Raw genomic sequence first — 14,951 nt, 5'->3', positions numbered from 1 at the left:
GCGTGGGCGGGAGGGCAGGTCTCCTCGCATCCGGACTGGTCTGGACCATAGCGGCGGCGCTTGCGGCGTCCGCTGTGCCGATGGTCCAACGCTGGCGCAAGGGCAAGTCCAGTCCCAAGGACATGATCCGGGGGCTGGCGACGGTTCCGCAGCGTTATATGGTGGATGTTCATCATGCGGTCGAGCGCCGCAAAGGTGCGGCTCCGATGCATGCGCTCGTCGCGGGCGGAACGCTGGCCGGGTCTGTGGTTCTTGCGGCTGGTGTGATTCCCGCGCTCCGTGAAAGCCGTCTCTACTGGGGCGGTGTCGGCGTGTTCTTTGCCACGGCCATTGGTGGCACGTATCTCGTGTGGAAACGCCGTAACCCGAAGAAGCCCTCCTGGCTCTCCGGCGGTAAATTTCTCTGGCTGCCGAATGCGCTGTTGGCGTGGAATCTCGGCGGCACGCTCGTCGCGTTGGTGCATGTCGCCATGCCCGGGAAAACAGGTGTCGCACTTGTGCCGCTCGCCATGATGGCTGCCGGTGGCGCTGGACTGGTCGTGCAGGTCGCGCGTGGTCCGATGCGGCACGCCTTCTCCGGTGTGACATGGCTGGCGGCCCATTCCCGACCGGAGCGGTTCGGGGGCGGTCGCAGCACCGATCTGCGCCCGCTGGATCTCACGGCTCCTACGCTTGGTGCACTCGTTCCCAGTGATTTTGCTTGGAATATTCTTGCTTCTTTCGATGCGTGCATCGAATGCGGGCGCTGTGAACAGCATTGTCCCGCATTCGCCGCCGGACAGAGACTGAACCCGAAGGCGCTCATTCAAGGGCTGGCGCTGTCCGCCCGTGGTGAGGACGCCAGCGCCTATACCGGCTCGCCTGCGCCTCACGCACCACCGACGGCGGGGAAGGGGAGCATGACCAGCCCGATCATCGGCGCTGACGCGGTGATCCACCCCGATACGCTGTGGGCCTGCACCACCTGTCGGTCATGCGTCGAGCAATGTCCGATGATGATCGAGCATGTGGACGCCATCGTCGATCTCAGACGCGGCCAGACACTGATGTTGGGTGAAGTGCGTCCCGGCGCCGCCGATGCGCTGCGCCGCCTGCGTGACACGGGCGAGTCCGGCGGGCGTCCGCTTTCCGCCCGTGCGGATGGGCTGGCGGGCGAGAATATTCCCGTTCTTACCGAAGAGAATCAGACAGACGTGCTGCTGTGGCTGGGTGATGGCGCTTATGAACTGCGCTACGCCCGTACGCTGCGCGCGCTCGTGAAACTGCTGCGTCTGGCGGATGTGAAATTCGCCATTCTGGGCGAGGCTGAACTGGACTGCGGCGATCTGGCGCGTCGTCTGGGCGATGAGGCGACCTTTCAGGGGCTGGCCACGGAAGTCATCGGCACATTGAACAATCGCCGGTTCCAGCGGATCGTCACCGCCGATCCGCACGCGCTGAACGTGCTGAAAAACGAATATCCCGCCCTCGGCGGCAGATGGGAAGTGGTGCATCACACGACGTTCCTCGACGAACTGGTGAGCGCGGGGCGGCTGAAACTCGATGCGCGTGATTTGCCGTCCGTCGCCTACCACGATCCCTGCTATCTGGGCCGCTATAACGGTGAATTCGATGCGCCGCGTCGCCTGCTGGCGGCCGCCTGCAAGACGACGGTTGAGATGGAGCGGCACGGGAAACAGTCCATGTGCTGTGGTGGCGGCGGCGGTAATCCGGTCAGCGATGTCGATGCCGAACTGCGTATTCCTGACATCCGCATGGGACAGGCCGCCGAGGTCGGGGCCGCGATTGTCGCGGTCGGATGCCCCGGCTGCACGGCCATGCTGGAGGGCGTGCCGGAGCCGCGTCCCGAGGTGAAAGACATCGCCGAACTCGTGCTGGAAGCGGTGGTGCCCGCATGAGCGCGCTCCGTCTCCGTCGAGACCCGCGTGCCGAACGGGCGGCACGTCTTGTGCCCGGAAACGGGCGGCTGCGTTATGACATGAGCGCCACGCCGGAGGGGCCGATGACCTCGCCATCCGGTCGTCTGCGCCGTGATCCACGCGCGGAACGGCAGCGGCTTCTGACGACGGGACGAGATGGTCGGGCGCGTCTGGTGCGTTCGGGGCTTGTCGGTCAGATGGCGGCCGGGGCTGCTTCTCCTGCGTCTGTCGTAAAGAAAATCCGCGTCGAGCAGCCGGAGTTTTTCATCATCGTTGTGCCTGACCTGCCTGAGGGGCGGCTCGACCGGACGGACCGTCAGGTGCTGGGCGCGGCCCGCAAGCTGGCGGATGCCGGAAGTGGCGCGGTCGTGGTCGTTGGCGCGACTGTCGATGAAGCGTCACTTGGTCAGGCGGGAACGGATCGGTTTGTGCCGCTTTCGGATCATTCTGACCCGGAAGCGCGGATCACGGAGCTTGTCGCCGTGATGAATGCGCTGTCGCCACGGTACGTTCTGTTGCCGGAAAGCGAGGAAGGCGCTGACATCGCACGGCGTCTTGCGGCGAGAACCGGCCTTGGCCTGACGGTGGGGATCGAGGCGCTGGGGCCGAAACAGGTCATTCGTCCCTGTGGCGCAGGTCGTCAGGAATGGGCAGGTGATCTCACCCCTCTGATGACACTGGCTCCCGATCGTGTGTCGGCATGGGAAGGTGACGCGCACGAAATCCTGCCGCTGGAGACGATGCCCGAAAAGCCGGTTCTGGCACCTGCGCGGATGACGGTCGGCGCGCTTCAGTCCGCTGACCCGGCCACCATGAATCTCGGGGATGCGCCGTTTGTCGTCTCCGCGGGGCGTGGCGTGACGGATTTCACCGCTTTCCGCTCGACTGTCCGCGCCCTGCATGCAACGCCGGGTGCGAGCCGCGTGGTGTGCGACAATGGCGACATGCCGCGCGCCACGCAGGTCGGCGCGTCCGGCACGATTCTCGACGCGCTCTGCTATGTCGCGCTGGGCATTGCCGGAGCGCCACAGCATCTTCAGGGGCTCGGCCGCGTGGAGCATGTCGTGGCGGTCAACACCGATCTTCACGCGGCGATGGTGGCGCGCGCCGGTCTCGCCATCATTGCCGACGCGCAGGCTGTCATGCCTGCCCTGTGTGCGGTTCTTGCCGCCGAATATGGGGAGCAGGGCGCATGAAGGCGGTCATTCTCCTTTCCATCGGTCTTGACCCGGTCTCCGGACGACCCGCTCCCGTGCCGGGCGAGGTGCGCGCCATCGGCCTGGCCCGCGCGCTCGGCGTCACGCAGATGATCGGACTGCATGCCGGCCCGGCCAGCCCCGCACTGGCGGATTATGGTGGCTACGGTCTCACCCGGATTATCTGTCTGAAGGGCGGAGAAGCCGACCCCGTTCAGGCTCTGGCGACCGCAGTGAAGACCCATAGCCTGTTCGCGGATGGTGAGCCCGATCTGGTGCTGGCCGCCTCGCGTGGTCGTGGCGGCAGTGATACGGGTCTACTGCCATATCAACTGGCGCAGGCGCTGGGCTGGCCGATCGCCACGGACGTCGGCGCGCTCATCGAACAGACCGCTGCCGGACAGTTCGCCCTTGCGCAGTTTCGCGCCCGAGGCGCGGTCAGGCCTGTTTCGATAACATTGCCCTGCGTCGTCACCGTTCCGGAGACGGCCCGCTCTGTTCCCGCTTTTGTGTTCGCCCGTCAGAGAACAATGCGGGTGGACGAGGTGGCCGTTACGGTTCACTCTGTCGCCACCGAGGAGACGGCGGGTGCGCTTCGTCCCTACCGCAGGCGGCCGAAACTGATTTCGGGTGCGTCGAAGGGCAATGGCGGTGGCCAGCTCATGGTCAATCCCGATCCGCACGAGGCTGCGCGCGCCATTGTCGCGCATCTTCGTGTGCTGGGTGTTCTGCCCGATCCCGATCAGGCTTCGCTGCCTGATCACTCAAAAGACTGATGAAGAAAGAGAAAAGCGTAATGGACGTAAGAGCTGCGGTAGCGTTTGAAGCAGGCAAGCCACTGGAGATCGAGACGGTCCAGCTCGAAGGCCCGCGCGAGGGTGAAGTGCTGGTCGAGATCAAGGCGACCGGTCTGTGTCACACGGACAAATTCACCCTTTCCGGCGCTGACCCGGAAGGTCTGTTCCCGGCCATCCTCGGGCATGAGGGGGCAGGCATCGTGCGTGAGGTCGGGCCGGGCGTGAAGCACCTGAAGCCGGGCGATCATGTGATTCCGCTTTACACGCCGGAATGTCGCGAGTGTAAGTCCTGCCTGTCGCAGAAGACCAACCTCTGCACCTCCATCCGTGCGACGCAGGGCAAGGGGCTGATGCCGGATGGCACCTCGCGCTTTTCCTTCAAGGGCCAGCCGATCCATCACTACATGGGCTGCTCGACCTTCGCGAACTTCACGGTGCTGCCGGAAATCGCGCTGGCGAAGGTGCGTGAGGACGCGCCGTTCGACAAGATCTGCTACATCGGCTGCGGTGTGACGACGGGTATTGGCGCTGTCCTTTTCACGGCCAAGGTGGAGGCGAACTCCACGGTCGCCGTCTTCGGTCTCGGTGGCATCGGCCTGAACGTGATTCAGGGCGCGAAGATGGTGGGTGCCGAGAAGATCATCGGCGTGGACATCAATCCGGCCCGTGAGGAAATGGCCCGTAAGTTCGGCATGACGCACTTCGTCAACCCGAAAGACCTGCCGGATGGCGATGTCGTCGGTCGCATCATCGAGCTGACGGGTGGCGGCGCTGACTACACCTTCGAGTGCGTCGGCAACACGACCCTGATGCGTCAGGCTCTTGAATGCGCCCATCGTGGCTGGGGTGTGTCCACGGTCATCGGCGTTGCCGGTGCGGGACAGGAAATCAGCACGCGTCCGTTCCAGCTTGTCACGGGCCGTCGCTGGATCGGTTCGGCGTTCGGTGGCGCGCGCGGTCGGACCGATGTGCCGAAGATTGTTGACTGGTACATGGAAAACCGGATCAATATCGACGATCTCATCACGCACAAGCTGCCGCTTGAGAAGATCAACGAGGGCTTCGACATGATGACGCGCGGCGAGAGTATCCGCACCGTCGTCGAATTCTGAGGAGCAGGACATGACCCTGACAACAGCATCCAAACACGTCTGCTGCGGGGGCGAACTCGGCTTTTACACGGTGCAGTCGGAGGCTCTGGAGCTTCCGACGACCTTTGGCGTCTTCATCCCCGAAGGCGCCAGCAAGGAAAAGCCGGTTCCCGTGCTGTATCTGCTGGCGGGACTGACCTGCACGCAGGATACGTTTCTGATCAAGTCGAACATTGTCCGCTTCGCAGCGAAGCACGGCATCGCTCTGGTGGCGTGCGACACCTCTCCGCGTGGAGCGAATGTACCGGGCGAGGCGGAAAACTGGGATCTGGGTGTAGGCGCCGGATTCTATCTGGACGCTACACAGGCACCGTGGCGGGCGCATTATCGCATGGGCACGTTCATCAGCGAAGAGCTTCCGAAACTGGTTGCAAGCCAGTTCCCGGTTGACGCCTCAAGACAGGGTATCTGCGGTCACTCGATGGGTGGTCACGGCGCGCTGGTTCATGCGCTCCGCTCACCCGAGAAATGGAAGTCCGTTTCGGCGTTCGCACCGATCGTGCATCCGGCCGCCGTGCCCTGGGGCGAGAAGGCTTTCACCGCCTATCTCGGTCCTGACAGGGCGGTCTGGGCGCAGCATGACGCCACGCTGCTTCTCAAGGCCGGTCACACGCATCCGACCACGATCCTTGTCGATCAGGGCGATGGAGATCAGTTTCTGGAACGTGAACTCCAGCCGTGGCATCTGGACGAAGCCGCGAAGGCCGCAGGTCAGAAGCTGACACTGCGTCGTCATGCCGGATATGACCATTCCTACTGGTTCATTCAGACGTTCATTGAAGATCACATGAATCATCATGCGAGCATCCTGAAAGCGGCCTGACGTTTCAGATCGCAGGAACATCCGTCAGCAGCAGGACGGATTTTTCCTGTGCGATGACGGTGAAGGACTCACAGTTTTCAAAAATGGCCGCGTCATCCTGAAAAAGCACGGCGTCGTTGACTGTGACATGCCCAGAGACGACGATCAGATAGAGGTCGCGCCCCGGCGTTGTCTGATAGACAGCGCCTTCATTGGCCGGAAGAGTGGCTCTCAGAAGACGGGCGCGGGTTTGCAGGGTGATCGGTGAGCCGTCCGCGACGGTCTCTCCTTCTTCCGGGTCGTCTTCCGGAAAACCTGAGGCAAGGATACGGAAAGCGCCGTCCTGTGTTTCCGGGAAGGCCCGCCGGACTTCCTGCATCGGCTCACTGCCGTTCTGATCCGGGAGCAGCCAGAATTGCAGGCAGTCTGTCGTATCCTGCGCAGCATCCCATTCCAGAGCGGTGCATCCCAGCCCGCTGCTGACCAGATGCAGATCGCCCGTTTTCAGATTTTCGGCTGGAAAGTCATCAATGTGGGCCGTTAAGGACCCGCTCTCGACCCAGGTGAGAATCTCCACATTGGTTTCAGGTCCGATCCGGTAACGCTCTCCCGCAGGCAGGGACAGCAGGTTCACGGCCCGCAGACTGCCTTCGTGAACATGCGCCGGGTCCTCCCAGTCAGCGAAGGCGAAATGACATCGAAGCATGACGCCGCCGGAATGCGCCATGCCAAGGGATTCAGACCGGCGGATAGTCATTCTGGCTGCATTCATGCGGGTTTCCTGTTGGCTGCTGCCGGATAGATGGTTTCCCAGCCTCCTCCGAGCGCACGATAGAGATGGGTGACAGAGACCGCCACCCGTGCTGTCGCATCGACCAGCGCGCTCTGGGAGGCGAGGAGCGCATTCTGCACGGTCAGCACGTTCAGGAAGTCGGACGATCCCTGCACATACTGCGCTCTGGCCGTTTCTACGGCGATCTGGTTTTCATGCACAGCTTCCGCCAGCCGGTCACGCTGGTTCTGCGCAGCGGTGAAAGCGGCCATGGCGTCGTCGATTTCCTGCCATGCTTTCAGGGTGGTGCGCTGGAAGAGCGTTGCCGCTTCCTGCTGCTGGGCCTTTCTCAGACGAAGCTGCCCGGTCAGACGACCGCCCTCAAAAATCGGCAGGGTGGCGGTGGGACCAAACCCATACTGCCGGGACGCCCATGAACCCAGTCCGCTGAACTGAAGCGCCTGCACATCCAGACTGCCGGACAGGGTGATACGCGGGAAGAAGTCGGCAATGGCCACGCCGATATTCGCCGTCGCGGCATGGAGCCGCTCGGAGGCCATGCGGATGTCGGGACGGCGTTCAGCCAGTTCGGAGGGTAGGCCGACCGGCACTTCCGCTGGCACAGGTGGAATGGCGGCGGGTTTGCCGAGTTCCGCATTCAGCGCACCCGGTTCACGCGCCACAAGGAAACTCAGCGCGTTGAGCAGGTGGATTTCCTGACTTTTCAGCGGAGACAGGCGGGATTCAAAACTGTGAAGCTGTCCGCTCGCTTCCGCCACATCCAGCCGTGTGGCCGCGCCCTGCTCGAACCGCAGTGTCGTCAGTTGTACGCTGTGGCGGGCGATTTCGATATTGTGGTTCAGGATGCCGATCTGCGATTGCGTCGCGCGCAGGTCGATATAGTCCTGCGCTGTCTCGGCCATCAGCGAAACCGCCACGTCCCGCTGCATCTCCTGAGTGCCGCGCATGGCGGCAGTCGCGGCTTCGACCTGTCTGCGGACATGCCCCCAGAGATCGACCTCCCATGAGGCGTTCAGGCCGTATTGCGGCAGGTTGAAGGACGGATTGCCGACGCTGCCGGGGAGGGCGACTGGTCCGAAACCCTGTGTGCCACTCGCGATGTTTCCGGCGTTCGACCGTTCCATCGTGCCCAGCAGGCCGAGAATGCCGTTCGTGCTGGCGCGTTCGCGGGCGTAGGAAGCGTTGGCCTGCAACTGCGGAAACTGCGCGGCGCTGGCGATGCGACGTTCCGCCGAGCTTTCCGCCAGCCGGAACGAGGCGGCTTTCAGATCGAGGTTCGCAACAGCGACATCGTTTTCCAGCTTGGTCAGGATCGGATCGTTGAACAGCTTCCACCAGGCCGGATCGGTGGATGCGGTCGTGACCCGGCTTTCGGCGACGGGCAAAGGGTCGCGCCACTTTGCCGAAGTGGCCACCTGCGGTTTGTGAAAGTCCGGGCCGACCGTGCAGCCAGCCAGCGCCAGCAGCGTCAGAGCCAGAGACGCGTGGCCGGAGAGAAGGGCCTGTCGCAACGGGCTGGCGCCGGAGAACTTAATGCCCGAGAGCTTATTGCCAGAGAAATTAACGCCAGACATAGCGGTCATCTCCGGCATGAGGGCCTTCCGGCTTTGAGGTGGTGTCGATTTTCACTTCCACAGACATGCCGACACGCACACGGGCGGCGAGCGGCTGACCGGCGTCGAAAGTCAGCTTGACCGGGATACGCTGCACGACCTTGGTGAAGTTGCCGGTGGCGTTGTCAGGCTGGATCGGTGCAAACGCCACCCCCGTCGCGGGGGCGAGGGAGTCCACATGAGCTTTCAGCGGATGGTCGGGGAACGTATCGACCCAGATGGTGGCGCGTTGCCCCGTCTGCACCTTCGTCAACTGGGTTTCCTGAAAATTCGCCAGCACGTAGGCGGCCTGCGTCGGCACCACGGCGAGGATGCCGGTGCCCGGATGCACATAGGCGCCCACGCGCACGCCACGTTCGCCAACCACGCCATCAACCGGGGCCGGGATGGTGCAGTAGGACAGGTTCAGTTCGGCCTGTTTCGCATCACCCTGCGCGCGGAGCAGCACACCGCGGGCCCGTTCGAGCTGTCCCTTGAGGACGGCAATCTGACGGATGGCGGCGTCAACACCGGCCTGATCGCGGGCAATCGCGGCCTCCTCTTCCTTTTCACGCGCCTCGGAAGACTGTTTCTGCTCGATGGTGCCTGCGCCGCCTGCCGAAAGATTTCGGTATCGGGCTGTGTTCTGTTTAGCGAAAAGCAGATTGGCCTGATCTGCTAAAATAGCTGCACGAGCCTGGGCTATCACCGAATCCTGTCGTGCCAGTTCTGCTTCCAGATTGGTCACATCGCCCTGCGCGGCCATCACGTTGCCTTTGGCCACGTCGAGGGCGGCGCGGTAGTCATCGTCCTCGATATGGGCGAGTTCCTCGCCCGCGCGGACGTGTTCGTTATCTTCCGCGATCACGCGGTCGATGCGTCCGGCGACTTTCGGCGCGACGGTGGTGAAGTCGGCGCTGACATAAGCGTCGTTGGTGTACTGGCTGATTCCGTCGCCGTTGACGAAACGTGTGCCGCCCCATGCGACACAGGCCAGCACGGCGGCCGCGCATCCGGCATAGAGGAGGGGTTTTTTATAGATCATGACAGCTGGTTCCGGGTTCAGCGGGCGGGAGTATTGGGGGCGGGCGCACGCGGCGGATAGACGCGGTGCGGCAGGATGAGATTCAGGGCGGCGTAGCCGAGACAGACCCAGATTAACACGTAGTAAATGTCGTTCATGGCGAGTACGGATGCCTGCTCGTGTACGTAGGTGTGAAACACTTCCAGAGCATTGTGAGCGACATGGGCGCTGTCGGGAGACGTGGCCGAAAGCTGCTGGTCGATCGGGTCGCCCATACCCTGTAGGGCGAGACCGTGCGTGCCGTGGTGGTCGAGCAGCATGGTCGAATGATACTGTTCGCGCCGCCGCGACAGGGTGGCGAACAGAGCGAAGGCAATGGCATTGGCCAACCCCTTGAGCATGTTCACCATGCCCGAGATGAAGGGGCCATCCGCCGGTCCCATGGCCAGCGTGGCGAGCATGAGGGTGGGGATGACGGTCATGGGCTGTCCGAAGACCTGAAGAATCTGGATCAGGTAAAAATTGTCACGAACCCAGTCCACCGTCAGCCATGTTCCCAGCCATGAAGCGGTAGCCAGACACAGCATGCCGCCCACCAGCACATACCGGCAGTCCACCTTGCTGCTGTTACAGATGGCGGCGATCAGGGGCAGCATGACAAGCTGGGGCAAGGCCACGACGAGTGAGACAGGTGCGGTCTGTATGGGACGGTAGCCGCGCACTTCCTCCAGAAAAGTTGCCGGAAGATCACCCAGTATGGAACAGATTGCGAGAATGCCGACCAGAGACAGCAGGGCGGCCGTAATATTGCGGGACTTCCAGTACTGGATCTTGAAATAGGGGCTGGGGTGATAAGCCTCGTTGATGACGAAGACTATGAATGCAGCGGCACCCCAGAAGGCCAGATTGGTGATGACGGAAGAGCGGAACCAGTCCAGCCGGTCGCCCTGATACAGCACGGTGACCAGCGAGCAGATGGCGGGCAGGCCGACCAGCAGGCCGAACCAGTTGAATTTCTCGAATCTCTCGAAATGCATAGGGTCTTTCGGCAACCCATAGGCCATCATCGCAATGGCGCATGCCGCTGTCGGGATGATCTCCCAGTACAGCCAATGCCAGCCGACATGCTCGAACCAGAAGGCCTCCAGCGGCAATCCGAGATTCGGCCCGAAGGTTGCGCTCATGGCGTACCCTCCGATACCGAACACACGAATGGGCGCGGGCAGGTATTTCAGCATGACGGTCATCAGCACCGGCGGCAGACAGCCCGCCGCCAGCCCCTGAAAGGCGCGCAGGATGCAGAGCGAGGTGACATCCGGCATGAACGGGGCCGGGATGGACAGCAGCGCCAGCATCGCCGTCATGAAGATGGAGAAACGGTAGATCGAGAACGTCATGTAGAACCACGGCGTGAAAGCCATGGCGGCGATGTTGAACGCCTCGTAGATGGAGATGACCCACGTGCCTTCATCGTGGCCGATATGCATCGCGCCACGAATGTCGGACAGGCCGATCTCGGTGACATGTTCGTTGAATCCCGCCACATGCACCGCGAGCAGCATGCCGAGGCAGCCGATCACGGTCCGCAGACCGAACGGCGGGATATAGGATGGCATCGGCGGCGCGGCGTGAATGACGGGCGCGTCGGTTGCCTGTGCGGGGGCTGCGGTGCTCATGGCCTGCATCATCCGCAGGAACCCAGCACTGAAAACCCCTACTTCGGGCAGGTGATGATTCCACTTTTCGGAAGGATTGCTGCTGGCTCCTTCGCTGGACGAAGTCTATATCCGAAAGAATGCGAGGTTATGATCTTGATTTGCTGCGCTACCTTCAGGTTCTGATCGAGGAGGAAAGCGTTTCGGTCGCGGCACGCCGTCTCAGGATGAGCGAGCCGGCGATGAGCCGTCATCTGTCCAAGCTCAGAACTGTTTTTTCCGATCCCATCCTCGTTCAGTCCGGACGACGGATGACGGCGTCTTCTTTCGCCGCTGGTATTCTGGATCGTGTGCAGGAGGTCGTTCGTGCCGCCGACAGCCTGATCGAAACACAGGTCATGGCCGATCTGGTCAATCTGGAGCCGACCTTCACCATCCGCGCCAATGATCTGATCGTTGCGGCGCTTGGTCTGCCCCTGCTGCGCGCCTTGCGTCAGGAATGTCCCAAATGCGAGATCGTCTTCGCGCCGGAAATTGATGATCCGGCTTCCGATCCTCTGCGCCACAACAGCATTGATCTCTATATCGGCGCGACTGACAGCATGAAGCCGGAAATCCGGCGGCAAACGCTGTTCCGTCACCAGATGTACGGGCTTGTCCGGAAAGGCCACCCCATTCTCGCCGAGCCGGTCACGCCGCAGAGCATGGTGCTCTACGATTATATCAGCGTGTCGCGGCGGGGCAGGGCGCGGGGGCCGATCGACTGGGCCTTGCGTGATCATTACGGGCTGACACGCCGGATCGTGATGGTTGTGCCGAATTATCACGCCATGGTGGAGAGCATGAAGGATACGGACCTCATTCTGGCGGTCCCGGATCTTGTCCTACAGCATATTTCCATGGACGCTCTGGGTTTGGCAGCCTTCGCGTTCCCGCTGTCCCTGCCCTATGTCGAAGCGTTTCAGGCCTGGCATCCACGGCGGGATACGGACCCTGTGCACCGCTGGCTGCGCGAGACCTTGTTCCGGGTCTCGCGGGGGCTTTTTATAGGGGAGTAAACCGTCCGTTGTTCCTGTGAAGACGGACGTTGCAGATCCGTTACAATAACATCTTACACCATCTGTTGATTTGGCACCGGCAACCCTTCATGCGGCTATGCGTCATGACGACACATGGAAACAGGTGGGCAGGCGCGTATGGCTGGATCGTTTGATTATGACCTGATTGTTATCGGGAGTGGCCCTTCCGGCCGCCGCGCCGCCGTGCAGGCCTCGAAGTTCGGAAGATCGGTGCTGATCATCGATAGACGCGGACAGCTTGGCGGGGTTTCCGTGCATACCGGAACCATTCCGTCAAAAACCCTGCGTGAAACGGTGCTTAACCTGACCGGCTGGCGGGAACGTGAAATCTACGGGATCAATTATCGCGTCAAACAGGATATCGGCGCGCAGGATCTCGACACACGCCTTGGAAAAACGCTTCAGGATGAAGTTGATATTCTGGAACACCAGTTCCTCCGCAACGGCATCGTCGTGGAGTATGGCAACGCCAGATTTACAGGCCCGCATACAGTTGAAATCACGAATGAGGAAAAAAACCGCCGCATTGTCAGTGGCAAGGCGATTGTCGTCGCCGTTGGTTCCGTTCCCCATCGACCCGGGAATATTCCGTTTGACGGAAAAAGGGTGATCGATAGCGACGGGATGGTCAGTCTGGAACGGATCCCGCGCTCACTGACCGTCGTCGGCGCGGGGGTGATCGGTATTGAATATGCCACCATCTTCAGTGCGTTGGATGTGCGCGTCACCATTATCGATCAGCGTGAGCATATTCTTGATTTCATTGATCATGAGGTGGTGGATGAATTCGTCCATCAGTTGCGTGACCAGAGTATCAATTTCCGCCTTGGCAGCCCGCTTGAGTCCATCGTGATCGAGGCTGAACAGCCGGTCGCCATTCTGGAAGGAGGGCGGCGGGTTCGCGCTGACATGCTGCTCTACACGGGGGGAAGACAGGGCGCCACGGGAGCTCTCAATCTTGCCGCCGCAGGGCTGGAGGCGGACAGTCGCGGTCGTCTCACAGTCGATCCGGTTACGTTCCAGACCAGTGTGCCCAGTATCTATGCGACCGGCGATGTCATCGGTTTTCCGGCTCTGGCATCCACATCCATGGAGCAGGGACGGATTGCAGCCTGTCACGCCTGCGGCCAGCCGGTGCCTCCTGCGCCAAAATTTTTCCCTTATGGAATCTACTCGGTTCCGGAAATCTCCATCGTCGGGATGACGGAGGAGGAAGTCCGCAAAAAGAAAATCCCCTACGAGACAGGTATTGCCCGCTTCCGTGAGACGTCCCGTGGCCAGATCATGGGTGAACGCGGCGGTTTTCTGAAAATCATTGTCTGTCTGGAAACGCACAGACTTCTTGGTGTGCATATTGTCGGAGAGGCGGCGACTGAACTGATCCACATTGGTCAGGCCGTTCTGAACTTTGATGGAAGCTTCGAGTATTTCATTGAAGCAACCTTCAACTATCCTACTTTTGCCGAGGCTTATAAAAGCGCGGCTCTGGATGTGTGGAACCGTATTACGCCCCGTCATGAGGGAGATGGCGAACCCCCGGCAGTCTCGCCCGAAGCATCGGCTCCACGCAGGGCGAAGAAGGTGACGAGGGAGAAGGAGTAGAAACAGACCTGTCCGTCGAGTTTTAGGGCACATGAAGAAACCTGAGAGCTGATTATGGGAAATGTAGTGAGTTCCCCGTAATCAGCCCGGAAATCATCAGGTGGATTCGAAAAGTCTTACCCCTGCGCGTTCACGGGATTTGAGCCCCGCCAGAAGGGGAGCAAGGGAGAGCGGGGTCTCCTCACTTCGCCCTTTCACCGAACTTGGTGAATGACCGAACATGGTCTTGAACTGACGTGAAAAATGCGCGCAATCTGAAAAACCGGTTTCGATCGCGACCTGTGTGATCGACATTTCTCCCTGAGAGAGAAGGGAGCGGGCATAGCGCAGCCGGATCATCCGGTAGAAAACGGCAGGCCGGATGCCGAGAACCGACTGAAAAAGTCTTTCGAGCTGGCGGGAGGAAATGCCAAGTCGCTTGGCAACGGAGCTGATCGGGAGCGGATCGATCATGTTCTGCTCCATTTCCATCATCGCCCGCCTGACCCGCTGGTCCACCACGTGCCCGATGTCCTCGCTGATCGGCGGGTGAGGCTGAAGGGATGGTGTGTCACCACGGCGGGGACGGTCCAGCAGGAGAATATGGCTGGCTTTACGGGCCAGCGGGCGGCTCAGATGTTTTTCGATGAGATGAAGGGCAAGTTCAGCCGTTCCGCCGCCGCCCGAGCAGGTGATGCGATCACCATCCACCAGATACATCTGCTCGCTTGCGACCTGCTGGTCCGGGAATTCTTCCAGAAAATCCTGACGGTGGTACCAACTGACGCAGGATGTGCGACCGTTCATGATGCCTGCCCGCGCCAGCACGAAGGCGCCTGTGCAGATGCCGATCAGAGGAATGCCGAGACCGGCGGCTTTCTGTAGGTAACGGATTGTCGTTTCATCGACCTGCCTTCGTCCGTGCAGCAGTCCGCCAACGACCGCGATATAGTCGAATTCGGACGGATTGATGAGGTCTGAGGTCCGGCTGACGGAGATTCCGCAACTGGCGCGGATGGATTCCGGGCGGCTGTTCATGATCTGCCAACTGCACAGGATCGGCCGACTCTTGTCTTCCTTGTCCGCGGCAAGACGCAGATGATCAATGAACAGGGAAAAGGCGGACAGAGTGAAATTCTCCGCCAGAATAATTCCGACACGAAGGCTCGGTGTCTCGGTTGGTAGCGACTGTTTCCGTTGCAACATCCTGCACCTCCAGCCGTTCAGCTTCCGAACGACTGACTGCCGTCGGCTTATTTGTTTTGAGCTTAGAACGAATAAGGATGGGGCAACAAATGCTTTTTCAGGCTGGAAGGCGCGCGCGGACAGACTGTTCAAAAAACGACATAATGACTGTCAAGG

12 protein-coding genes are annotated in these 14,951 nt (G+C 61.2%); 7 read left to right on the top strand and 5 right to left on the bottom strand.

The features are described from left to right. Nucleotides 1–2: 2 nt before the first annotated feature. The 5 genes from LKE90_RS07270 to fghA are packed head-to-tail and all read left to right on the top strand — an operon-like array spanning nt 3 to nt 5,886. Entirely contained in the window at nt 3–1,898 is a 1,896-nt protein-coding gene (locus LKE90_RS07270; RefSeq protein ID WP_291492243.1) for a DUF3483 domain-containing protein, read from the top strand. Then, on the top strand, nt 1,895–3,115 hold the full coding sequence (locus tag LKE90_RS07265; RefSeq protein ID WP_291492245.1) for an electron transfer flavoprotein subunit alpha/FixB family protein: 1,221 nt from the start codon (nt 1,895–1,897) through the stop codon (nt 3,113–3,115). The genes LKE90_RS07270 and LKE90_RS07265 overlap by 4 nt, the downstream gene beginning before the upstream one ends. Next, nucleotides 3,112–3,891, top strand: a complete 780-nt coding sequence (locus tag LKE90_RS07260; protein WP_291492246.1) for an electron transfer flavoprotein subunit beta — start codon at nt 3,112–3,114, stop codon at nt 3,889–3,891. The genes LKE90_RS07265 and LKE90_RS07260 overlap by 4 nt, the downstream gene beginning before the upstream one ends. Before the next feature lie 20 nt (nt 3,892–3,911). Then, nucleotides 3,912–5,024: an S-(hydroxymethyl)glutathione dehydrogenase/class III alcohol dehydrogenase gene (locus tag LKE90_RS07255; protein ID WP_291492247.1), complete on the top strand. Its 1,113-nt coding sequence runs from the start codon at nt 3,912–3,914 to the stop codon at nt 5,022–5,024. A gap of 10 nt (nt 5,025–5,034) precedes the next feature. Then, nucleotides 5,035–5,886, top strand: a complete 852-nt coding sequence (gene fghA, locus LKE90_RS07250; RefSeq protein WP_291492249.1) for an S-formylglutathione hydrolase — start codon at nt 5,035–5,037, stop codon at nt 5,884–5,886. A 4-nt stretch (nt 5,887–5,890) separates the two neighbouring features. Here the strand turns inward: fghA and LKE90_RS07245 are convergent, their stop codons facing one another. From LKE90_RS07245 to LKE90_RS07230, 4 genes are read right to left on the bottom strand one after another with little or no spacing between them, the layout of a single operon-like run. Continuing rightward, entirely contained in the window at nt 5,891–6,637 is a 747-nt protein-coding gene (locus LKE90_RS07245; protein ID WP_291492251.1) for a hypothetical protein, read from the bottom strand. After that, a complete protein-coding gene (locus tag LKE90_RS07240; protein ID WP_291492384.1) occupies nt 6,634–8,169 on the bottom strand; it encodes an efflux transporter outer membrane subunit in 1,536 nt (511 codons plus the stop codon). Before LKE90_RS07240 ends, LKE90_RS07245 begins: the two co-directional genes overlap by 4 nt. Before the next feature lie 49 nt (nt 8,170–8,218). Then, on the bottom strand, nt 8,219–9,295 hold the full coding sequence (locus tag LKE90_RS07235) for an HlyD family secretion protein (protein ID WP_291492253.1): 1,077 nt from the start codon (nt 9,293–9,295) through the stop codon (nt 8,219–8,221). A 17-nt stretch (nt 9,296–9,312) separates the two neighbouring features. Continuing rightward, nucleotides 9,313–10,950, bottom strand: coding sequence for an MFS transporter (locus LKE90_RS07230; RefSeq protein WP_291492255.1), 1,638 nt, complete (start codon nt 10,948–10,950; stop codon nt 9,313–9,315). Nucleotides 10,951–11,069: 119 nt separating this feature from the next. Here LKE90_RS07230 and LKE90_RS07225 point away from each other — a divergent pair, with 119 nt between their 5' ends. Continuing rightward, nucleotides 11,070–11,987 carry a LysR family transcriptional regulator gene (locus LKE90_RS07225; protein WP_291492257.1) on the top strand — a complete coding sequence of 306 codons (918 nt, stop codon included), beginning with the start codon at nt 11,070–11,072 and terminating at the stop codon, nt 11,985–11,987. A gap of 138 nt (nt 11,988–12,125) precedes the next feature. Further along, the gene (gene sthA, locus LKE90_RS07220) at nt 12,126–13,610 is read left to right on the top strand and encodes a Si-specific NAD(P)(+) transhydrogenase (RefSeq protein WP_291492258.1); all 1,485 of its coding nucleotides are present in this window, start codon (nt 12,126–12,128) and stop codon (nt 13,608–13,610) included. A gap of 96 nt (nt 13,611–13,706) precedes the next feature. Here sthA and LKE90_RS07215 read toward each other — a convergent pair whose 3' ends face one another. After that, nucleotides 13,707–14,795, bottom strand: coding sequence for a GlxA family transcriptional regulator (locus tag LKE90_RS07215; RefSeq protein ID WP_291492260.1), 1,089 nt, complete (start codon nt 14,793–14,795; stop codon nt 13,707–13,709). Nucleotides 14,796–14,951 lie beyond the last annotated feature (156 nt).

Source organism: Acetobacter sp., from assembly GCF_022483985.1.
Taxonomy (GTDB): Bacteria; Pseudomonadota; Alphaproteobacteria; order Acetobacterales; family Acetobacteraceae; genus Acetobacter.
The sequence above is the reverse complement of the archived record's forward strand: the minus strand, read 5'-3'. Positions and strand labels throughout refer to the sequence as shown.